Origin of the sequence: Massilia sp., from assembly GCF_032106685.1 — a bacterium.
Taxonomy (GTDB): Bacteria; Pseudomonadota; Gammaproteobacteria; order Burkholderiales; family Burkholderiaceae_D; genus Telluria.
Window position 1 is genome coordinate 68,269 of sequence record NZ_DAMCPG010000018.1, and the last position, 20,099, is coordinate 88,367.

Here is a 20,099-nt window from a genome sequence, read left to right on the forward strand (position 1 = left end):
GCGCCAGTATTCGCGGCGCTGGGCGGCGCGCTTGCGGTGCTTGGACGGCATGTCGGCCAGCGGCTTCAGGTAGAAGGGAAGCGTGATGCGCCAGGTGTCGCCCGGCAGCTCGGTCCCGCCCAGGATCTTCCAGAACCCGTCGTAGGCGTTCGCGAAGTGCTTCACTTCCATCGGGTCGTAGGCGATGTGCGCGGTGCACTTGACCGCCGCCACCTGCTCCATGCCCAGGGCTTGCGCCACGCCCTGCATCGCGGCGAAGCAGAAGAAGCTCGGGGAATTGTTCGGGAAGGCGTTCTCGAAGGCCTCGAAGGCCGCGCCGGAGTCAAGCCAGCGCCCCTGGTTGCGGGCGATGAAGGGCAGCACGCCGCTCGGCAGCCCGGCAATGGCGCCGTCGACCCAGGAGAAGGACAGGCGGTGCAGCACCTTGCCGTCGGCGACCAGGGCGATGGTGAGATCGCCCTCGGCATTCATGCGCGAGGCCATCTCCAGGCGGATCAGGAAGCGGCTGCCGTTCGCCTCGTGCTGCCAGAGCGCCAGGCCACCGCTCGCGTACACGGCCTGCTTGTAGGCGGCATCGAAACTGGTCTCCTCGAAGCGGTAGTGCGACAGCACGCACTGCACGCGCTGGCGCGCGCTCAAACCCTTGACCAGGTAATCGCGGTGGCTCAGGTGGTGGAACAGGTCGTCGCCCGCGCTTGCGGCAAGGTGGTTGCGCACCACGTCGAGCCGGCACAGCGCGGCGTGCTCGCGCCAGTACAGCAGCACGCGTGCACTGCGCAGGATCGGCAGCAGGCGCGAGGAGAGGGGCAGCTGGCCGCGGCGGGCCAGCCAGTGCTTGGTCAGGTGAGCGAAAATCATGGTGGCGCTCCGTCAAAGGCGGTGGTCAGGCAGGGATATGGTGACCTGACCGCCGGGCACGGGCGGTGATATTGCTCAACGGAAATAAATACTTTGAGGCAATCTTTTCGACGCTTCGAGCACGCATCGACCATCCTGGGGCTCCTCCTGGTGTGCTTGTTCTTGTCGAACGCTAAGGTTCGTTTCTTGCCAGAATAGCACGCGCCGCGCGCGGCCCTGCCGATTTTTGTCCGGTAGGTTCGTCCCATATGCACCGTCCGAGGCCGAGCCAGACTGGCGAGAAGAACAAATAGCGTGGCCCTCGTGATCGACACTTGAACGATAGAAGCGGCATCAATGGGGATACCGTGAGTAAGGAAAGCCGTCTCGAACGTCCGCCTACGGACATCGATTCCTGGTTGGAGATGAGTGGAATGGGCAAGGCAGTCCCGGCACTGTCGCGAAAGCGAATACGGTTGATAAAAACCGGATCCATGATATGCGCCTAAGCTGCAGAAGTGTTGCACACCAGACACAAAGTTGCTTTGTGCCACAATTTTTTGTTGGTTCTTGTGTTGTTTTTATATTATCGTGCAGTACGGTGTAAATAAATCGCTTCATCGCACCGTCCAACGAATAATTAAACTAGGGTTTCAAATGAAAAAGCACATTTCTCTTTGTGGCGCAGTCATCGTCGCTTTGGCACTCACCGGCTGCGCAAGCACCGGAAACGAGTCGTTACGTCGTGAAACTGAAAGTTCGGTTGCGCAGAAGATCATCCAGGGTAAAACAACCAAATCGGAAATTCGCGCCATGTTTGGTTCGCCTACAAAAACGACGTTCACCGACGGCGGACTCGAAATTTGGAACTATGACTTCTCGAACGTCTCTGCCGACGCTATCAGCTACGTTCCCATTGTGAGTATGTTCGGCGGAAGTTCCAGCGGCAAAAAGAAGGAACTCGTCGTTATGTACGATAACGCTGACATCGTAAAACGCTTTTCCATGAGCGAAGCAGACGTTAAAACCAAGACCGGTCTCTTCAACAACTAATTTCACTGTGTATGTCCGCTGCCGCCTGCACGACGGCAGCTCTTTCTCGGATATGAAGTCTGGTCGTTACCGAAATGACGATTCTTCGACGGTGTCGACGTAAGCGCCCGAGCCTGAACCGTTGACACCTGCTGGGAAGACCTCGAAAAACGCCGCAGGCGTTTTTCTATCTATCCCGCCCCAAAGTCGCGTCGACAAGCCGTTCGTCCTCGTGACTTCTTTCCTCCACGATATGGCCACCAGATAACGAGGTCCGGATTTCCGCACCAGTTCCTGTGCGGCTCCTGGTTGGTCAACAATATTTTGCTTATTCATCAGGCAATACTCCTTGACGGTGAGTGATGTAAGCTGATGTCGCATGTACAGCGACCGACAGGGAGGATTTCATGGTGCAATCGTACGAGCTGTTCTACTGGCCCAGCATCCAGGGCCGCGGCGAATTCGTCCGGCTGGCGTTGGAGGAAGCGGGCGTCGACTATGTGGATGTGGCGCGTGGCCCGAAGGGCGTCGAGAAACTGATGGCGGCGCTGAAGGAGGACGCGACGCCGGCCTTCGCGCCGCCTTTCCTGCGTGCCGAGGGAATGACGATCGGCCAGACGGCGGCAATCCTGATGTTCCTCGGCGAGCGCCACGGCCTGGCGCCGGAAGACCCGGCAGGCCGGATCTGGACCCAGCAGCTGCAACTGACGATCGCCGACCTGGTCGCCGAGGCGCACGAGACCCACCATCCGGTCGGCGCCTCGCTCTACTACGAGGACCAGAAACCCGAGGCCTTGCGCCGTGCCCGGGAATTCACGGCGCAGCGCATCCCCAAGTTCCTCGGCTATTTCGCGCGCGTGCTGGGAAAGCAGGACTACCTGCTGGGACGGGATGCGACCTATGCCGATCTGTCGCTGTTCCAGGCGATCGAGGGCCTGGACTACGCGTTTCCGAAGGCAACGGCGAAGGAGCTGAAGCGCCACCCGCAGCTGGATGAACTGCGGCGGCGCGTCGCGGCCCGGCCGCGCATCGCCGCCTACCTGGCCTCGGACAGGCGCATCCCCTTCAACGAAGACGGGATTTTCCGGCGCTATCCGGAGCTCGATAGTTAGATCAGTCCCACGCCGGCGCGAAGTCCGGGCTGACCAGGCGCTCGCCGCGCTCGAGGGCATCGATGGCGGCGATGGCGTCCGCATCGAGCTTCAGGCTGGTTGCGGCCAGGTTGCTCTCGAGGTTGGCGCGCCGGGTCGAGGAGGGGATCACGGCATAACCCTTCGCCAGCAGCCAGGCCAGCGTCACCTGGGCCGGCGTCGCGTCCAGGCGTTCGGCGATGGCCTGGATCGCCGGATCGTTCAGGACCTTGCCATAGGCGAGCGGCATGTAGGCCGTGACATGGATCCCGTTTTCGCGCGCGAACGCCGCCACCGCGCGGTTCTGCAGGTAGGGGTGCAGTTCGACCTGGTTGGTGGCGATGCTCTGCGCGCCGACCGCGTCGATGGCTTCGCGCATCAGCGGGATCGTGAAGTTCGAGATGCCGATGGCGCGCGTCAGGCCGCGCTCGCGCGCCGTCATCAGTGCGCGCATCGATTCGGCCACCGAGGCCGCCGCGCCGGGCGAGGGCCAGTGGATCAGGGTCAGGTCGACCGTGTCCGTGCGCAGCTTGCGCAGGCTTTCTTCCAGGCTCGGGATCAGGGCGTCGGCCGCCAGGTGTTCGGTCCAGATCTTGGTGGTGACGAAAACCTCGCCGCGCGCCACGCCGCTCTCCGCAAGAGCCTGGCCGACCTCGCTCTCGTTGCCGTAGATCTGGGCGGTGTCGATGTGGCGGTAGCCGAGGTCGAGGGCGTTGGCGACGCTGTCGATGGCCTGCCGGCCTTGCAGGCGGAAAGTGCCTGCGCCGATGTGGGGCATCTTCATGTGCGTTTGCTTGTTCATGTGGTTTCTTTTGGTGTAATTAAACGAGTTCCGTGGCCCGCTCGGACTGCGAGCGGATGCTGCGGGCGGCATCGCGCCGGTCGAGGCGTCCGGCCAGCGTCGTGAGCGCCAGGGCGCCGGCCACGACCGCGGCGCCGATCGGCGGCGTCGCCATCAGGCCGAGGTGCTCGACGATCAGGCCGCCGCCCCAGGCGCCGAGCGCGATGCCGAGGTTGAAGGCGGCGATGTTCAGGCCGGAGGCCATGTCCAGCGCCTGCGGCGCATCCTTCTCGGCGCGCTGCACCACGTAGAGCTGCAGGCCCGGCACGTTGCCGAAGGCGACCGCGCCCCAGGCCAGCACGGTGGCGACAACCAGCACCGGATGCGGCGCGGTGAAGGTCAACACGGCCAGGACAAGCGCGAGCAGGGCGAACACGATCTGCAGCGCGCGCACCGGCCCCTTGCGGTCGGCCAGGCGCCCGCCCCAGATATTGCCGGCGGCGACAGAGACGCCATAGACCAGCATTACCAGGCCGACGCTCGGGGCGGCGAAGCCGGCCACGTCCTGCAGGATCGGGGCGAGATAGGTAAAGGCGACGAAGGAGCCGCCATAGCCGAGCGTGGTGATGGCGTACACCAGCAGCAGACGCGGTTTCTTCAGCACCGCGAACTGGGCCGCGAGGCTGGTTGGCCTGGCGCCGCCAATCGAGGACGGCACCAGGATCGCGCTGCCGATCATCGCGATCACGCCGAGCAGGGCCACCGCCAGGAAGGTCGACTGCCAGCCGAACTGCTGGCCGATCCAGGTGCCGAGCGGCACGCCGGTCACCAGCGCGACCGTCAGTCCGGTGAACATCAGGGCGATGGCGCGCGCGGCTTTTTCCTTCGGCACCAGGCTGGTGGCGATGGTCGAGCCGATCGAGAAGAAGACACCGTGCGCCAGGCCGGTCAACACGCGCGCCGCCATCAGGGCCGCGTAGCCGGGAGCGACGGAAGCAACGAGGTTGCCGGCGGTGAACAGCAGCATCAGGCCGATCAGCAGGCGCTTGCGCGGCACGCGCGCGGTGAGGGCGGTGAGCACCGGCGCGCCGACCGCGACGCCGAGCGCATACAGGCTGACCAGGAGGCCGGCCGAAGGTAATGACACGCCGAGGCTGGCGGCGACGTCGGGAATCAGGCCGACGATCACGAATTCCGTCGTCCCGATGGCGAAAGCGCTCAAGGTGAGCGCCCAGAGTGCGAGTGGCATGTTGCTCTCTCTATGTGAAAAGAAAGAGCGCAGTGTGATGGATTCGTTCTTCGCGAAAAATCCTTTGCCCTACAATACACTTTTGACTGGGAGTCACGAATGATCGATGTAGAGGCCTTGATTGCATTTTCCGCCGTCATGGATGCGGGGTCGTTCACCAAGGCCGCCGAGCGCCTCGGCCAGACGCCGTCCGGCGTCTCGCGCACCATCGCGCGGCTCGAAGCCCACCTGGGCCTGACCCTCCTGCACCGCACCACGCGCCGCCTGCAGCTCACCGACGAAGGCGCCTGGCTGCTTGAACGCGCCCGAACCTTGCTCGCCGACCTGGCCAACACCGAGGCGGAGGCGGCCGCGCGCCGTTCCCAGCCCGCGGGCCTGGTGCGGGTGAATGCGGCCACGCCCGCCTTCGATCACCTGCTCGCGCCCCTGGTGCCGGCATTTCTGGATGCGTATCCGCTGGTGCAGCTGGAGCTGACCAGCGGCGAAACCGTGGTCGACCTGATCGAGGAGCGGGCGGACATGGCGATCCGCATCGGTCAGTTGCCCGATTCGACGTTGAACGCGCGCCGCCTGGGCAGCAGCCGCATCCGCGTGCTGGCCGCGCCGTCCTACCTGGCGCGCCACGGGAACCCGGCCAGCGTGGCCGAGCTGGCGCGCCATCGCCTGCTGGGCTTTTCGGCCCCGGCCTCGCTAAACACCTGGCCGCTGGTCCACGACGGCGCCGAGGGCTACACGATCGCGCCGGCCGTCAGCGCATCGAGCGGCGAGACGGTGCGCCACCTGGCCTTGAACGGCGCCGGCATCGCCTCGCTGTCGGATTTCATGACCCGCGCCGATGTCGCCGCCGGACGCCTAGTGCCGGTCCTGGCGGAGGCCGCGCTGCCGTGGTCGCAGCCGGTGTGGGCGGTGTTCTACAAGCAGGGCGCGCTCGCGCCGCGGGTGGCGGCGCTGGTCGAGTTCCTGGCGCGCGAGCTGGCGGCGGTGCTGGACGAGTAAGAGGTGTGGCGCCTCTGGCGCACCGCAACATCGAGATCGGTTGCACGAACTTCAGGAGCCAGCTAGGCTCAATAGAGCAGTAGCAGAAGCCACCGCAGTGGTCACCCATCCTGAAAGGAACGCACCATGAGTTCGGAAGTCAAGCCGGTCGAAGAAGGCATGCACACCATCACCCCGCACCTGGTCTGTGCGAACTGCCGCGAGGCCATCGAGTTCTATAAAAAGGCCTTCGGGGCCGAGGAGGTCATGGCGATGCCCATGCCCGACGGGAAGATCGGCCACGCCATGCTGCGCATCGGCGACTCGCCCCTGTTCCTGGCGGACGAGTTTCCCGACTATGGTTCCTTCGGTCCGCTGGCCCTGAAAGGCACGCCGGTCACGATTCACCTGTCGGTGCCGAACGTCGATGCCGTGTGGGACAGCGCGGTGGCGGCCGGCGCCAAGGTGCGCATGCAGCTGGCCGACCAGTTCTGGGGCGACCGCTATGGCCAGCTCGACGATCCCTTCGGGCACCGCTGGTCGCTGGCCCAGCACATCCGCGACGTCTCGCCCGAGGAAATGGAAGAGGCGATGAAGCGCGAGTGCGCCTGAGGCGCGGTTCAGGCCGCGCGGGAATGGGCAGGCCCGGGCCGCGCCGGTAAACGGCGCAGCCCGGGCAGGGCTGCTTGAAGCGCTTCGCGCCCGCGGCTTCCATGGCGCCCGCCGCCCGCCGCCCGCCGCCCGCCGACGGCTGCCCGCCGCCTGCCTCAGACCGGCGCCGCGCTCAGGTGCTGGTAGAGAATGGTGCTGCCGATCACGATCAGGACTACGCCGCCGGCCAGTTCCGCACGCTTACCGGCCAGCGCGCCCAGGCCGCGGCCCAGCATCACGCCGAGCGTCACCATGAGGAAGGTGGCGAAGCCGATCGCGGCCGAGACGACCAGGATGTCCGCATCCACGAAGGCCAGGCCGGCGCCGACGATCAGGGCGTCGATGCTGGTGGCGACGCCGGTGACCGCCAGGCGCAGGAAGGAGTGGCTCGCAGGCTTCTCATCCTCGACATCGGGCGCGCTGAGGCCTTCGCGGATCATGCGCAGGCCGAGCACGGCCAGCAGCACGAAGGCGATCCAGTGGTCCCAGGCCTGCACATAGGGCGCGGCGGCCTGGCCGAGCGCCCAGCCGAGCAGGGGCGTGAGACCCTCGATCACGCCGAAGATCAGGCCGGTACGTAGGGCCTCGCGCAGCTGCGGACGTTGCAATGCGGCGCCCTTGCCGACGGCGGCGGCGAAAGCATCGGTGGACATGGCGAAGGCGAGGGAGGCGGTTGCTGCAAGATTCATCGGGGTCTCGTTGCCGGGCGAACACAAAGGCAAGGCCGCGCGGCCCGGACAACGCACGCGGTCTTGCCAAAGGTCTTGCCAACCGAAAGGCATGCGCACGCCGGACACGCGGTTCCGGAGGCGACGTCGGCTGCCCGTGCCACGGCGATTGATGTTTACTGGCCGAGTATGTTGACACGGGAACTTCCTGGAAGGAAGCAGGCTACTCCCCAATGGGTGCGGGCATTATAACCGAAGGGGCGCTGCCTCTTAGCAATAAATATGTGAACATTTGCACAAGAACGCCGGGCCACGTAGACTGTGTCGCTCACCGCGCGATGCGCATCTCGTCGTGGCGGCGGAGCACATTCACCCGCCGGCCGCGCGCCGGCCAGCCCAGGGAGGCCAGCTTGGATACCATCGATCACGACAGCGGCATGCACGACATCGAGATTGTCGTCGTACCGCCCACGCACGACCTCGGCGACGGCTTCAAGGTGCGCCGCGCGCTGCCCAGCCGCCAGCGCCGCATGGTCGGTCCCTTCGTCTTCCTCGACCAGATGGGCCCGCACGTGTTCCAGCCGGGCCAGGGACTGGACGTGCGGCCGCACCCGCATGTCTGCCTGGCCACCGTGACTTACCTGTTCAGCGGCGAGATCCTGCACCGCGACAGCCTGGGCAGCGTGCAGCCGATCAAGCCGGGCGAAGTCAACTGGATGACGGCCGGGCGCGGCATCGTCCATTCCGAGCGCACCGCCAGCGAACGCCGCAGCCAGGGCTCCGACCTGTTCGGCCTGCAATGCTGGGTGGCCCTGCCGCGCGCGACCGAGGAAAGCGATCCGGACTTCGCCCACATCGGCGCCGCGGAACTGCCCTTCATCGAGGATGGCGGCGTCAGCGCGCGCGTGGTGGCTGGCAGCTACTGGGGCAAGAAGGCGCCTGTGCCCACCCACTCGGACATGTTCTATGTCGACCTGACCCTGCAGGCCGGCGCGCGCATCGCGATGCCGGCGGAATACCACGAACAGGCGCTGTACATCGTCGAAGGCCGGCTCGACCTGGGCCGCGACGGCGTGTTCGAGGCCGGGCAACTGGTCGTGCTCAAGCCGAAGACCGAGGTGATCCTGTCCGCGCCCGGTCCCGGACCGACCCGCGCCATGCTGCTTGGTGGCGAACCGATGGACGGCCCGCGCTACCTGTCGTGGAACTTCGTCGCCAGCTCGGAGGACCGCATCGAGCAGGCCCGCCAGGACTGGCGCAACGGCGCCTTCCCGCAGGTGCCGGGCGAAACCGAATTCATTCCGCTGCCGGAGACGCCGGGCCGCCCGGTTCGCTATCCGTGAGCGCGGCCGCGTGCCTGTCGGCGCTGCGCTCAGGCCGTGGCTAAATAAATAATAAATTTCCAAAAGGAAACATGCAATTGCAATATCTTGTCAATACCGGTCATGCCTTGGCTGGCCACGCCGCCGGAGGCCGTACATGACGACTGCCGACGTCCAACGCATCGCTGCTTTCTCCGATGGCAACGAAGGCGGCAACCCGGCCGGCGTCTGGATCGGCGCCGCCCATCCGCCCGAAGCCGAGATGCAGCGCATCGCCCACGAGATCGGCTATTCCGAGACCGCGTTTGCCGCGCAGCTGGAGGAGGGCGGGGAAGAAGGCTATCGGGTACGTTATTTCTCTCCCGAAGCCGAGGTGCCGTTCTGCGGCCACGCGACCATCGCTCTCGGCGCCGCGCTGGCGGCGAGCCGGGGCGACGGCGTCTTCCCGCTGACCCTGAACGGCGCGCGCATCACGGTCGAGGGCAGGCGCGGCGGCGGTGAGGCGGCGCAACTGGTATCTGCCGCCTTGCAGTCGCCGCCCACGCGCAGCGCGCCGGCGCCGGCCGATGCCGTCGCTGGCGCGCTGGCGCTGTTCGGCTACCGCGAGCAAGACCTCGATCCGCGCATCCCGCCTGCGCTGGCCCATGGCGGCGCCGACCACCTGGTGCTGGCGCTGAAGAGCCGCGCGCTGCTGGCGGCGATGCGCTACGACCTCGACGCGGGGCGGCGCTTCATGCGCGAACTCGGCATCGTCACCGTGGTGCTGGCCTGGGCCGAGTCCGGTTCGCTGTTCCATACCAGGAATCCCTTCGCCGCCGGCGGCGTCTACGAGGACCCGGCGACCGGCGCCGGCACCGCCGCTCTGGCGGGCTACCTGCGCGACCTGGGCTGGCCCCATGGCGGGCACATCGAGGTGGTGCAGGGCGAGGACATGGGGATGCGTTCGCGCCTGCGCGCCGACATCGATCCGGCGCCCGGCAGCGCGATCCGCGTCTCGGGTACGGCGCGCCTTCTGTGAGTCACGCGTAATTAATAACTGACTCGCGGGTTTTGTCAATTTGGAACTAAAGGGTAAAAGCGCCTTTGCTCAAAGTATAAATATTTCCTCAGGGATTGATAATTATCAGGAAACAAGAAATCTTTCCTCACTTAATTTCAATTTCTAGGAGTAACCGTTCATGGAGCTGTGCCAAGCAAACCTCACCACCCAAGCGAACGCTGACGCGATCCGCCCATTCGGTGGTCAGCAGGCCGTGCACCAGGCGGTCGAGCGTCTTCCGTTCACGATCCGCCGCGTCGAGACCGAAGACGAGCTGCTCAAGGCCGTACGCATCCGCCACGCCGCTTACGCACGCCACGTGCCGGACTTCGCGCGTGCGCTGGCGCTGCCCGAGGCGGCCGATTACGAAAGCGATACCATCGTCCTGCTGGCCGAATCCAAGCTCGACGGCACGCCGCTGGGCAGCACCCGCATCCGTACCAACCTGTTCCGTCCGCTGGACGTGGAGCAGTCGGTCGAGCTGCCGGAGTGGCTGCAAGGCTGCCGCCTGGTCGAGGCGACCCGCCTGGGCGTGGACGATGGCCGCGCCGGCCGCCTGGTCAAGATGGCCCTGATCAAGGCCTGCTTCATGTACTGCCAGCAGAACGATATCGAATGGTCGGTCGCCAGCGGCCGCGCGACGGTCGCGCGCCAGTACGAGCAACTGATGTTCGTCGACGTGTTCCCGGGCCAGGGCCTGATTCCGCTGCGTCATGCCGGCAACATTGAGCACCGCGTGATGGCCTTCGAGCTGGCCAGTTTCGAAGCGCGCTGGGCCGCCGCGCGCCATCCGATGTTCAACTTCTTCCTCGGCACCCGCCATCCGGACATCGACGTCGGTCCGCGCGCCGCGCCGCGTATCGCCCGCGTGCGCGTCCCGCAGGGCGCGCCGGCGGCGGGAGCGGCCCATGCCGCACGCCAGCTGGCCTTCGCCTGACCAGATATTGCATGACGGCATCAACCTAAAGCTGTATCCTTGCGTCTGAGCGGCAGCGGATGTTTCGCAGCCGCTGCCGCCCGCATGTGATACCGCTTATGCCAAACATCTCGCCACCGAAACCCAGCACCTCGTCCTTCACAGCCCACGGCCTGATGGAAAAGGTGCTCGCCGTCTTCGCGTACTACCTGATTCCCATCGGGATCGGGCTGTTTTCAGTCGTCGCGCTGGCGTTCTGGCACAACCAGTACAGCGTGAGCGAGCCCGCCACGCTGCCGCTGCGGGTGCTGGTCCAGCAGGAAGCGGAGCCGGCGCCGCCGACCCTGGCCGCCGTGCTCGCGGGCTTGCAGGGGCGTCCGGCCGTCTCGCGCTACGATACCCATCTGTCCGAGCGCCCGGTCTGGTTCGGTTTTTCGCCGATGGCCGCCTCGGTCGACCGTGACGTGATCGAGTTTCCCTCTCGCCATAGCCAGTCGATTCGTTGTTGGGATGCGACAAGCCAGGCGCTGCTTGGCGAAGCGACGCGCGACCACTCGACCGGCGCGCTCGACGCCGTCAAGGCCGGCTTCGCCTTGCGCCTGGCGCGCCTGCCGGCCCAGGTCGTCTGCGTCGCCGATTTTGCCGGCCCCGCGCGGCTGAGCGTGGAACAATGGGCGGCCGACGAGTTCGAATTGTCGATCGAGCAATATCACCGCAAGTCGGGGCTGCTCGATGGCGGGATGATCGTGCTGGCGCTGTTCGTGCTGCTGACGGCCTTCATCAACCGCCAGCGGCTGTACGTCCTGTTCGCAGGCTGGCTGATCCTGAACCTGCGCGTGGGCGCGCTGTCCGCCGGCTGGGACATCCAGTGGCTGGGGCAGTCGCTTCCGGCCGACTGGTTGCTGCTGAGCCGGACGGTGACCATCACGCTGTACGGCATCGCCACCCTGACGCTGTACCAGTACCTGTTGCGCGAAAGCCTGGACGACCTGCGCTACTCGGCGCCGATGCGCATCATGCAATGGTTGTGCGTGCCGATGCTGGTGGCGGCGATCGTGGTCCCGTTCCGGGTCTTCCTGCCGATGTTGTGGGTGATCTGCACCTGCTGTCTGTCGTTGATGACGGTCGGCCTGTTCAAGATCATGGTCGAATCGCGCAACCGCGTCGCCTCATGGTTCGCCGCCTCGTTCGCACTGACCTTCCTGGCCTCGCTGGCGGAGATCGTCGCGGCCGCGCTCGGCGTGCGCGAAGTGGTCGGGGTCATCAACAGCGTCACGGCCGCGCTGGCCTCCAGCCTGCTGGCGGCGCTGGCGGTGGCCGAGCAGATGCGCCTGGAAACGCAGAAGCGGGTCGCGGCCCAGGCCGAGCTCGAACATGCCTACGAGGCGATGCCGGTCGGCCTGTTCACGCTCGACCTGCACGGCGCCTTCCTGTCGGCCAACCCGGCCCTGTGCCGCATGCTGGCCTGCGAGACGCCGGTCTCCAGCCGCACCCTGTGGCAGCAGTTCTTCGACGAGGGGACCTGGTTCGGCCTGCGCGAGCAGGTGCACCAGCAGACCAACGTCGAGATGGAGATCGCCAGCCGCGAAGGCGAGCGCCGCTTCCTGGTGCGCGCGACGCTGGCCCATGGCCGCATCGAGGGCGTGCTGGAAGACATCACCGAAAAGACCAAGGCCACCGAACAGTTGAAGTTCATGGCCAACAACGATCCGCTGACCCGCGTCTTCAACCGCCGCGGCATCGAGAAGGCCTTCGAGAACGCGGCCGTGTCGCTGGCGGCGGGCAAGCCGCTGGCCGTCGCCTACATCGACCTCGACCGCTTCAAGCTGATCAACGACCTGTTCGGCCATGCCGCCGGCGACGAGGTGCTCAAGCAGGTGTGCGAGCGGATGGCGATGATGCTGGCCGGCGGCCAGCAGATCGGCCGCGTCGGCGGCGACGAATTCGTGATCGTGATGCCGGACACCGCGATCCCGCTGGCCTCGCTGATCTGCCGCGGCATCGTCGAGCGCATCGGCGGCACGCCCTACCGGGTCGGCGACAAGGCCTTCCACGTGCGCGGCTCGGTCGGCCTGATCGAGGTGTCGAACGGCATGCCGATGAAGGACGCGATCTCGACCGCCGACCGCGCCTGCCGCGAAGCGAAGGAGGCGAGCGATGGCCTGGTGGTGTACGAACGCAACGCGCGCGCCTTCCACGAGCGCGAGGCCGAGCTGAACCTGGTGGCCAAGCTGCAGGGACCGCTCGCGACCGAGGGCCTGTTCATCGAGATGCAACCGATCATGTCGCTCAAGTCGCCGCACGAGTCGCTCAACTTCGAGGTGCTGCTGCGCATGCGCGGGGCCGACGGGAAGGTAATGCCGGCCGGCCCGCTGATCGGGGCGGCGGAGAAGTGCGGCCGCGCCGGCGTGATCGACCGCTGGGTGCTGGCCACCACGCTCGGCTGGATCGCCGAGAACGCCGGCCGCCTGCCGAATACGCGCTTCGTCTGCATGAACCTGTCGGGCGCCTCCCTCAACGACGAGCGCTTCGTCCAGGACACGCTCGAGGTCCTGGCGCGCCACGTGCACGTCGCCAGCCGCCTGTGCATGGAGATCACCGAGAGCGTGGCCCTGCACGACCTCGACAACACGCGACGCTTCATCGACCAGGTGCGCAACTTCGGCGTCAAGGTGGCGCTGGACGACTTCGGCGCCGGCTATACCTCCTTCTCCTACCTGAAGGAACTGCCGGCCGACGTGCTGAAGATCGACGGTAATTTCATCGTCAACATCAACGCGCACCCGGCCAACGTCGCCATCGTCGAAGCCATCGTCAACCTCGCGGTCAACCTCGGCATGAAGACGATCGCGGAATGGGCCGAGGATGCGGCCACCGTGCAGACCCTGGCCGAGATCGGCGTCGACTACGTACAGGGCTGGGCCGTGGCGCGCTCGCAGGCGCCCGAGAAGATCCTGAGCGCGGCCTCGTCGGCCAGCTTCATCGACGACGCAGTCCTGCTCGAGATGCTGCCCTCGCTGGGCAACGCCGCGGCGCTCGATTTGCGCGGGTTCATGCGCTCGTACTAGCGAAAGGGGCAAGGCGGCAGACGGCGCGGACACTGCGCCGGCGCCGCCCGACGGCCATTCGAATAGCGTCAGTCCGCCAGCGCGGTTCCGTCGATTTCCTGGTCGGTTGAGAGGTATCAGCAAGCATCCCTGCTGTTTCCACTCTGCCTGGATCGGCTCCCCATCCGTACTACACTGCAAGGATTGCGCGACCCGGACGCTCGCCAAGCGGCGCCGGCCCGACGCGTTCGCAGCTTGGCAGCGATGGGAGGCCAGCCATGACGTGCCAGCATCAAACTTGCCAACACCAGACTCGCCAGCATCAAACGAAGCGCAGCCACGCACTGTCCCGGGGACTGTTGTTGTGCGCGGCGCTCGCGCCGTCCCTGGCGGCGGCCGACGAAGCCGACGCCAAACGGCTGCTCAAGGCGATGTCGGACTACCTGGCGGCGCAGAAGGCGATTTCCTTCGATTTCGATTCCAGCCTCGACCTCGTCAGCGCCCAGCAGCAGAAGATGACGCTGGCCGCCTCCGGCAGCGTGGTCATGAACCGGCCGGACAAGCTGCGCGTCAGCCGCCGCGGCGGCTTTGCCAACATGGAGATGAGCTTCGACGGCAAGACCGTGACCCTGCTCGGCAAGAACTCCAACATGGTTGCCCAGGTCGAGGCGGCCGGCAGCATCGACCAATTGGTCGACGTGTTGCGCGACAAATACCACCGGCCGGTGCCGGGCGCGGACTTGCTGATGTCCGATCCCTACAAGGAACTGATGCTTGAAGTGACCGAGATCAAGGACCTCGGCAGCGGCGTCATCCGCGGGGTGGAATGCGACCATCTCGCCTTCCGCGCGCGCGAGGTCGACTGGCAGATCTGGATCGCCCAGGGCGCGGCGCCGTATCCCTGCCGCTACGCCATCACCAGCAAGAAGGTTGCGGGCGCGCCGGAATACCGCATCGACATCCGCGACTGGAAAACCGGGGCCAAGGTGCCCGCCAATACGTTCAAGCTGGCGATCCCGGCCGGCGCCCAGAAGCTGACGCCGGACAAGGTGCAGGAACTGAGCGACATCCCGGCCATCTTCAAGGCCACCGATGCGGCGAAAGGAAAGCCATGAACATCCTGAAACGGTGCGGGCCCGGCCTGCTGGCGCTGCTGGCGCTGGGACTGGCCCTCGAGGCGGCCGAGCTCGCCGGCGTGCCGAATGTCCCGAGTGTCGTGGTCCCGGCCCAGGCGGTCGTCGGACGCCCGCTGACGCCGGTCAGCTATGCAGGCGTGGCGCGGCGGACGGCAAGGCGGTGTGCGGCCGGCGTCTATTATTGCTAGGGGCAGCGTCGACCGCGGCAAGATCGGCGGGCGCGACGGCTTCGGCGCTAGCGATCACCGCGTGGGCGGCGGCCACGTCACCTCGACGCCAGCCGTTCGGTTGAGTGGCAAGATCAACGAGCGCGGCGGCTTCGCCAGCAGCGATCACCGCGTGGGCGGCGCTGGCGCAGCGTCGGTGCCACTTGCCCGGTAGAGCCGCCCACCCTACTGGAGAGTGGCCAGTTGCGGTTGTTGCTGGCGGTCGGCGTCGAGCAGCAGCAGTTGGGCGCGCGCGGCCTTCAGCGTGGCGACATCGCGCGCCAGCGGGCGGTCGCGTGCGGGCAGGCGCGGGCGCCAGCCGTGCTGCTGCTGCATTCTCGGGGTGGCGGCGTAGCGCTGCAGGGGCGCCGCCTGCGGTTCCATGCCCGGTCCGCTGGCGGTTGCCGACGTGTTGCCCGTCCCGCCCTGGGACGTGGATTCGGACGATGCGCCGAACGACATGCGCGTCACGCGCGCCGCGCCTTCGCAGGGCTGGTCGGTCAAGGTCACGCGGCCGGCGTTGTCCACGCATTTCAGTACTTCGGTGCCCGCCAGCGCGGCGGAGGCGGCCGCGACGGCCGCAAGCATCAGGCAGAGTTGAGAGGCCAGGCGTTTCATGGTTGGCTCCTTGTTCGATGGAGCCATTCTCCGGGCCGAGGCTGCCAGCCTCTGTTCGTTGCCTCACCCTGCGCGGTGCATTGTCAAAAAAACACCTGTTCAGTTAGCCCGGCCTTGGCCGGCACTGGCGCGGGCGACTGGATGACTTGCGTCAGGCGCCGACCAGCTGGGCGAAGCGCGACAGGTCGACGTTGCCGCCGCTGACCAGGACGCCGACGCGCTTGCCGACGACAGGGTGGACGCCGTGCAGGGCCGCCGCGGCGCCCAGGCAGCCGGTCGGCTCGACCACCATCTTCATGCGCTCGGCGAAGAATTTCATGGTCTCGACCAGCTGGGCGTCGCTGACGGTGACGATGTCGTCGACGCGGCGCCGGATCACCTCGAAATTGTGTACGCCGACGTGGGTCACCATGGCGCCGTCGGCGATGGTGTCGGGCACGCCGATGTGGACGATCTCGCCCTTGCGCAGCGATTGCTGGCCGTCGTTGCCGGCTTCCGGCTCGACGCCGATCACCTTGCACGCGGGCGACAGGCCCATGGACGCCAGCGCGCTGCCGGCCAGCAGGCCGCCGCCGCCGAGCGGCACCAGCAGCACGTCGAGTTCGCCGGCCTCTTCGAACAGTTCCTTCGCGGCCGTGCCCTGGCCGCAGATCACGTCCGGGTGGTCGTAGGGCGGAATCAGGGTCATGCCGCGCTCCTCGGCCAGGCGGCGGCCGATTTCCTCGCGGTTCTCAGTATAGCGGTCGTAGAAGATCACTTCGCCGCCGTATTCTTTCGTCGCCTGGACCTTCAGGGCCGGCGCGTCCTTCGGCATGATGATGGTGGCGCGGATGCCGGCCAGGCGCGCCGACAGGGCGATCGCCTGGGCGTGGTTACCCGAGGAGAAGGTCAGCACGCCGGCGGCGCGCTGGGCATCGGTGAAGCGCGCGATCGCGTTGTAGGCGCCGCGGAACTTGAAGGCGCCCATGCGCTGGTAGTTCTCGCACTTGAAGAATACCCGGGCGTCGGCGCGCGCGTCGAAAGTGGAAGAGGTGAGCACCGGCGTGCGGTGGGCGGCGCCTTCGATGCGCGCGGCCGCCTGTTCGACGTCGCCGTATTGCAGGGGTGTGGTCATGGCAATGAGGATGAAAAAAGAATCAGGAAGCGAGCGGCAGCGCCAGCTGCACCAGCAGGCCGCCGCCTTCGCGGTTGCGCACCGTGAGCTCGGCGTTGTGGCGGGTCACCACGCGCTCGACGATGGCCAGGCCCAGGCCCGCGCCATTGGCCTGGCCGCGCGCCGTGTCCAGGCGCGTGAAGGGCTTCAGGAGCTGGTTGATCTGGTCGGGCGGCACGCCGGGGCCGTGGTCGCCGATCTCGACGACGGCGCGCCGGCCATGGGCCGTGGTGCGCACGTGGCAGGAGAACTCGATCTCGGTAAGGTCCTTGCCGGGCGTGCGCGCGTAGCGGCGCGCGTTCTCGACGACGTTGTTGATCACGCGCCGCAGGTCGGTCTCGTTGCCCATGACGCGGATGCCTTCGGTGATCTCGGTGCTGGTGCGCACGTCGGGCATGCGCGCGGCGTGCATGGCGCTGTCGGCGATCAGGCCGGACAGATCGACCGGCACGAAGGTCGCGGCCTCGGTTGGCTTGGCGTAGTCGAGGAACTGGCCGATGATCGCGTCCATCTGCGCGATGTCCGACTGCATGCCTTCGCGCGCCTCCACCGGCAGGTTCGCCATCTCGACTTCGAGCTGCATGCGCGCCAGCGGCGTGCGCAGGTCGTGCGAGATGCCGGCCAGGATCACGGCGCGGTCCTTCTCGACCTGGGCCAGGTCCTCGACCATCTGGTTGAAGCTGCGGTTGGCCTCGATGATCTCCTGCGGCCCCTTCTCGGGCAGGGGCGCCGGGCGCTCGCCCTTGGCAAAGGCGCGCGTGGCCGCGGTCAGGCGCGCCAGCGGCAGGTTGATCAGGCTCGAGATGAACGCCGCGCCGAGCAGCGACAGCACGCCCACCACGCTGGCCCAGCCCAGCCACTGGATGCGCGTCAGACCGGCCAGGCGCTCGCGCTCGAGCATCAGCCAGTACTGGTCGTCCTCGATGTTAAAGCTGATCCAGAAACCGGCCATGCCGTTCACGCGGCTGGAAAAGCGGGTCTGCTGGCCGAGCTTTTCGCGCACGGCGGCGGCGATGTCGGGCATCAGGGCGTTGTCGGGCGGCGGGGCGACTTCGTCGGTGGGCTCGAGGGTGAAAATGCGGATGCCTTCGTTCGAGACCAGCTCGATCAGGAGTTCGAGCCGCGCTTCTGGCGCCGAGTGGGTGAGGGCGGCCTTGGTGAGCGTCACCACCGACACCACCAGCTCGGCCGTCTGCTGCACCTGCGGGCCGCGCTGGAACACGTTCAGCATGCCGATCCACGAGCCCATCGACAGCGTCGTGAGCAGGGACATCAGGAAGAAGGTGCGCCAGAACAGGCCGCTGCGCAACCAGAGCTTGCGGCCGGGACGGGACGTCAGGAACGATGCGGGCACTAGCGCGGCTGTCCTTCAGGGATGAAGACGTAGCCCAGGCCCCAGACGGTCTGGATGTACAGCGGGCTGGACGGGTCCGGTTCGATGAGCTTGCGCAGGCGCGAGATCTGGACGTCGAGCGAGCGGTCGAACACTTCGTATTCGCGACCACGGGCCAGTTCCATCAGCTTCTCGCGCGAGAGCGGCTGACGCGCGTGGCGCGCGAACACCTTCAATACCGAGAATTCGCCGGTGGTCAGGGGCACGGTCTCGCCGTTCTTCTTCAGCGTGCGGGTGCCCAGGTCCAGCACGAACTGGCCGAACTCGAAGGTCTGCGGGGTTTCCGACGGCGCGCCGGGGATTTCGTCCGGGCCCTTGCGGCGCAGGACGGCGCCGATGCGCGCCACCAGTTCGCGCGGGTTGAAGGGCTTCGGCAGGTAGTCGTCGGCGCCCATTTCCAGGCCGACGATGCGGTCGACGTCTTCGCCCTTCGCGGTCAGCATGATGATCGGGGTCTGGTCGCCGGCGCCGCGCAGGCGGCGGCAGATCGACAGGCCGTCTTCGCCCGGCAGCATCAGGTCCAGCACCAGAAGGTCGTAGCGCTCGCGCAGCCAGAGCTTGTTCATGGCCGGCGCGCTTTCGGCGGTGACCACCTGGAAGCCCTGTTCGGTGAGGTAGCGGCGCAGCAGGTCGCGCAGGCGGACGTCGTCGTCGACCACCATGATCTTCGCGTTATGGCCGCCCGTGCTGCCCGTTGCGCTGGCCGAGTTCAAGTTGGAAGATGTATTCATATGCTGTCAATTTGTCAGATTCATGTCGCTATGGTAACTTCTCTGCGCTTTAAATAAGGGCCATTCGCGTAGGGCATTACATTGTGTTACAAACTTTACCCAATTGGTCTTATACCCCAACTGCATTCCACATACACTGGAAACCATTGAAGTACGGTTTATTCGTACTGTTTTTATCCAGTACAGCTTATCTGTTTATCCGGCATCGCGGAAGAGGAACACTATGAAAGACGCGCTCACCAACACCTATGCAGCAGCCCAGGCCCCGGGCCCGAGGCTTGCCCGCCTGGCGCGCCGTGGTCTCGCCGTCTGCATGCTCGCCTGCGTCGGCCTCGGCGCCGCGCAAGCACAGAACCACGGCCGCCGCGACGACGTCCAGCTGCCCCCACCGCCCTCGATGCGCGGCGACCGCTTCGCGCCGCCGCCGCCGCAGATCGAGCAGCCGCGCGAGCAGCGCGTCTACGAGCAGCAGCAGCGTGCGATGGATGAGCAGCAGCGCCGCCAGGCCGCCCAGCTGCAGTACGAGCAGAGTGCGCGCGATGGCCGCCGCGGCGGACGCCTGACCCCGGACGAGCGGCGCGATCTGCGCCGCCAGATCAACGAGGCGGGAGTGGATATCTATCCGAATGCGCAGCGCCGTTGATGGCCGGGCAGGGCGCCTGCCAGGATCGAAGGAAGCCGGGTTCGCCCTCATGCCAGTCAGGTAAACTGACTGGCATTTTTCATTGAAACGCTGATCCGCTTGGGAGGCATCAAGCGGGCAGCATAATTCCTGGTTGTCGACAGCGACCAGCCCGCTTTCGCAGCACAAATAGCCATCCGACGCGCAAGTCAGCGCCGTTGATTTTTCGCAATAATTCGTTTCCGCACTCCCGCACCATTCCAGTGGTTAACACCATCGACTGCTTCGATGGCGAACTCCCGCTGCCACTGGAATCCATCATGCGTTCTCCACACGTCCATGCACTGCATCGGGAACTCACCGATGCGGACCGTCCGATTCGCCTGCGCCTGTCGTTCGAAGACGGGCCGCTTGCCGCCCGGCTGCTGGTCAAGCCGCTCGTTGCGATGGCGGCCGAACTTCAGTTCGTGACCCACCACGGCGGCATCCGGGCGATTGCCCATCACGGCAAGTTCCTGCTGCAGAGCCAGCATGACGACACCGACGAACAGTAAGGAGGCAGGACATGCTGTATCCACGGGAACCCTATTGCA

21 protein-coding genes and 1 riboswitch are annotated in these 20,099 nt (G+C 66.3%); of the genes, 12 read left to right on the plus strand and 9 right to left on the minus strand.

What is annotated here, in order from left to right; genetic code table 11:
* Positions 1–858, minus strand: an 858-nt coding sequence (locus RT688_RS12245) for a DUF535 family protein (protein WP_313705157.1), incomplete at its 3' end; no start/stop codon positions are given.
* 636 nt (positions 859–1,494) lie between these two features.
* Between RT688_RS12245 and RT688_RS12250 the strand changes: the two genes are divergently transcribed.
* Positions 1,495–1,890 (plus strand): hypothetical protein, encoded by a 396-nt coding sequence (locus tag RT688_RS12250; protein WP_313705158.1) that lies wholly within the window; start codon positions 1,495–1,497, stop codon positions 1,888–1,890.
* A gap of 66 nt (positions 1,891–1,956) precedes the next feature.
* On the opposite strand, the gene RT688_RS12255 is transcribed toward RT688_RS12250, so the two are convergent.
* Entirely contained in the window at positions 1,957–2,205 is a 249-nt protein-coding gene (locus RT688_RS12255) for a hypothetical protein (RefSeq protein ID WP_313705159.1), read from the minus strand.
* 71 nt (positions 2,206–2,276) lie between these two features.
* Between RT688_RS12255 and RT688_RS12260 the strand changes: the two genes are divergently transcribed.
* Entirely contained in the window at positions 2,277–2,981 is a 705-nt protein-coding gene (locus RT688_RS12260) for a glutathione S-transferase (protein WP_313705160.1), read from the plus strand.
* Position 2,982: 1 nt separating this feature from the next.
* On the opposite strand, the gene dkgB is transcribed toward RT688_RS12260, so the two are convergent.
* Together dkgB and RT688_RS12270 are read right to left on the minus strand one after the other, a co-directional pair.
* A complete protein-coding gene (gene dkgB / locus RT688_RS12265) occupies positions 2,983–3,783 on the minus strand; it encodes a 2,5-didehydrogluconate reductase DkgB (protein WP_313705174.1) in 801 nt (266 codons plus the stop codon).
* A 37-nt stretch (positions 3,784–3,820) separates the two neighbouring features.
* Positions 3,821–5,029, minus strand: a complete 1,209-nt coding sequence (locus RT688_RS12270; RefSeq protein WP_313705161.1) for an MFS transporter — start codon at positions 5,027–5,029, stop codon at positions 3,821–3,823.
* 99 nt (positions 5,030–5,128) lie between these two features.
* Between RT688_RS12270 and RT688_RS12275 the strand changes: the two genes are divergently transcribed.
* Positions 5,129–6,025, plus strand: a complete 897-nt coding sequence (locus RT688_RS12275; protein ID WP_313705162.1) for a LysR family transcriptional regulator — start codon at positions 5,129–5,131, stop codon at positions 6,023–6,025.
* 126 nt (positions 6,026–6,151) lie between these two features.
* On the plus strand, positions 6,152–6,616 hold the full coding sequence (locus RT688_RS12280) for a VOC family protein (RefSeq protein WP_313705163.1): 465 nt from the start codon (positions 6,152–6,154) through the stop codon (positions 6,614–6,616).
* Between the two features lie 155 nt (positions 6,617–6,771).
* Here the strand turns inward: RT688_RS12280 and mntP are convergent, their stop codons facing one another.
* Positions 6,772–7,344 carry a manganese efflux pump MntP gene (gene mntP / locus RT688_RS12285; RefSeq protein ID WP_313705164.1) on the minus strand — a complete coding sequence of 191 codons (573 nt, stop codon included), beginning with the start codon at positions 7,342–7,344 and terminating at the stop codon, positions 6,772–6,774.
* An 80-nt stretch (positions 7,345–7,424) separates the two neighbouring features.
* Positions 7,425–7,567, minus strand: a riboswitch (yybP-ykoY riboswitch).
* A 193-nt stretch (positions 7,568–7,760) separates the two neighbouring features.
* On the opposite strand from mntP, the gene RT688_RS12290 reads away from it, so the two are divergent.
* From RT688_RS12290 to RT688_RS12315, 6 genes are all read left to right on the plus strand, one after another.
* On the plus strand, positions 7,761–8,666 hold the full coding sequence (locus tag RT688_RS12290; RefSeq protein ID WP_313705175.1) for a pirin family protein: 906 nt from the start codon (positions 7,761–7,763) through the stop codon (positions 8,664–8,666).
* Positions 8,667–8,802: 136 nt separating this feature from the next.
* Entirely contained in the window at positions 8,803–9,663 is an 861-nt protein-coding gene (locus tag RT688_RS12295) for a PhzF family phenazine biosynthesis protein (RefSeq protein WP_313705165.1), read from the plus strand.
* Positions 9,664–9,823: 160 nt separating this feature from the next.
* Positions 9,824–10,621, plus strand: a complete 798-nt coding sequence (locus RT688_RS12300; protein ID WP_313705166.1) for an N-acyl amino acid synthase FeeM domain-containing protein — start codon at positions 9,824–9,826, stop codon at positions 10,619–10,621.
* Positions 10,622–10,719: 98 nt separating this feature from the next.
* Positions 10,720–13,668, plus strand: a complete 2,949-nt coding sequence (locus tag RT688_RS12305) for an EAL domain-containing protein (protein ID WP_313705167.1) — start codon at positions 10,720–10,722, stop codon at positions 13,666–13,668.
* A 341-nt stretch (positions 13,669–14,009) separates the two neighbouring features.
* Entirely contained in the window at positions 14,010–14,762 is a 753-nt protein-coding gene (locus RT688_RS12310; protein ID WP_313705168.1) for a DUF2092 domain-containing protein, read from the plus strand.
* Positions 14,759–14,971, plus strand: coding sequence for a hypothetical protein (locus RT688_RS12315; RefSeq protein ID WP_313705169.1), 213 nt, complete (start codon positions 14,759–14,761; stop codon positions 14,969–14,971). The genes RT688_RS12310 and RT688_RS12315 overlap by 4 nt, the downstream gene beginning before the upstream one ends.
* Positions 14,972–15,175: 204 nt before the next feature.
* On the opposite strand, the gene RT688_RS12320 is transcribed toward RT688_RS12315, so the two are convergent.
* From RT688_RS12320 to ompR, 4 genes are all read right to left on the minus strand, one after another.
* Positions 15,176–15,607: a DUF4124 domain-containing protein gene (locus RT688_RS12320; RefSeq protein WP_313705170.1), complete on the minus strand. Its 432-nt coding sequence runs from the start codon at positions 15,605–15,607 to the stop codon at positions 15,176–15,178.
* 151 nt (positions 15,608–15,758) lie between these two features.
* The gene (locus RT688_RS12325; RefSeq protein WP_313705171.1) at positions 15,759–16,721 is read right to left on the minus strand and encodes a threo-3-hydroxy-L-aspartate ammonia-lyase; all 963 of its coding nucleotides are present in this window, start codon (positions 16,719–16,721) and stop codon (positions 15,759–15,761) included.
* 22 nt (positions 16,722–16,743) lie between these two features.
* Positions 16,744–18,033: a sensor histidine kinase gene (locus RT688_RS12330; RefSeq protein WP_313705176.1), complete on the minus strand. Its 1,290-nt coding sequence runs from the start codon at positions 18,031–18,033 to the stop codon at positions 16,744–16,746.
* An 80-nt stretch (positions 18,034–18,113) separates the two neighbouring features.
* Positions 18,114–18,815, minus strand: coding sequence for a two-component system response regulator OmpR (ompR, locus tag RT688_RS12335; protein WP_229425647.1), 702 nt, complete (start codon positions 18,813–18,815; stop codon positions 18,114–18,116).
* Positions 18,816–19,107: 292 nt separating this feature from the next.
* Between ompR and RT688_RS12340 the strand changes: the two genes are divergently transcribed.
* Both RT688_RS12340 and RT688_RS12345 read left to right on the plus strand, forming a co-directional pair.
* Complete coding sequence (locus RT688_RS12340; RefSeq protein WP_313705172.1) at positions 19,108–19,527, plus strand: hypothetical protein; 420 nt, start codon at positions 19,108–19,110, stop codon at positions 19,525–19,527.
* Between the two features lie 299 nt (positions 19,528–19,826).
* Positions 19,827–20,060, plus strand: coding sequence for a hypothetical protein (locus RT688_RS12345; RefSeq protein ID WP_313705173.1), 234 nt, complete (start codon positions 19,827–19,829; stop codon positions 20,058–20,060).
* The last annotated feature ends 39 nt before the right edge of the window (positions 20,061–20,099 follow it).

Coding starts and splice junctions, on each gene's coding strand:
- RT688_RS12250 (WP_313705158.1), top strand. CDS start 1,495: ATGAAAAAGCACATTTCTCTTTGTGGCGCAGTCATCGTCGCTTTGGCA.
- RT688_RS12255 (WP_313705159.1), bottom strand. CDS start 2,205: ATGAATAAGCAAAATATTGTTGACCAACCAGGAGCCGCACAGGAACTG.
- RT688_RS12260 (WP_313705160.1), top strand. CDS start 2,277: ATGGTGCAATCGTACGAGCTGTTCTACTGGCCCAGCATCCAGGGCCGC.
- dkgB (WP_313705174.1), bottom strand. CDS start 3,783: ATGAAGATGCCCCACATCGGCGCAGGCACTTTCCGCCTGCAAGGCCGG.
- RT688_RS12270 (WP_313705161.1), bottom strand. CDS start 5,029: ATGCCACTCGCACTCTGGGCGCTCACCTTGAGCGCTTTCGCCATCGGG.
- RT688_RS12275 (WP_313705162.1), top strand. CDS start 5,129: ATGATCGATGTAGAGGCCTTGATTGCATTTTCCGCCGTCATGGATGCG.
- RT688_RS12280 (WP_313705163.1), top strand. CDS start 6,152: ATGAGTTCGGAAGTCAAGCCGGTCGAAGAAGGCATGCACACCATCACC.
- mntP (WP_313705164.1), bottom strand. CDS start 7,344: ATGAATCTTGCAGCAACCGCCTCCCTCGCCTTCGCCATGTCCACCGAT.
- RT688_RS12290 (WP_313705175.1), top strand. CDS start 7,761: ATGCACGACATCGAGATTGTCGTCGTACCGCCCACGCACGACCTCGGC.
- RT688_RS12295 (WP_313705165.1), top strand. CDS start 8,803: ATGACGACTGCCGACGTCCAACGCATCGCTGCTTTCTCCGATGGCAAC.
- RT688_RS12300 (WP_313705166.1), top strand. CDS start 9,824: ATGGAGCTGTGCCAAGCAAACCTCACCACCCAAGCGAACGCTGACGCG.
- RT688_RS12305 (WP_313705167.1), top strand. CDS start 10,720: ATGCCAAACATCTCGCCACCGAAACCCAGCACCTCGTCCTTCACAGCC.
- RT688_RS12315 (WP_313705169.1), top strand. CDS start 14,759: ATGAACATCCTGAAACGGTGCGGGCCCGGCCTGCTGGCGCTGCTGGCG.
- RT688_RS12320 (WP_313705170.1), bottom strand. CDS start 15,607: ATGAAACGCCTGGCCTCTCAACTCTGCCTGATGCTTGCGGCCGTCGCG.
- RT688_RS12325 (WP_313705171.1), bottom strand. CDS start 16,721: ATGACCACACCCCTGCAATACGGCGACGTCGAACAGGCGGCCGCGCGC.
- RT688_RS12330 (WP_313705176.1), bottom strand. CDS start 18,033: ATGTCCCTGCTCACGACGCTGTCGATGGGCTCGTGGATCGGCATGCTG.
- ompR (WP_229425647.1), bottom strand. CDS start 18,815: ATGGTGGTCGACGACGACGTCCGCCTGCGCGACCTGCTGCGCCGCTAC.
- RT688_RS12340 (WP_313705172.1), top strand. CDS start 19,108: ATGAAAGACGCGCTCACCAACACCTATGCAGCAGCCCAGGCCCCGGGC.
- RT688_RS12345 (WP_313705173.1), top strand. CDS start 19,827: ATGCGTTCTCCACACGTCCATGCACTGCATCGGGAACTCACCGATGCG.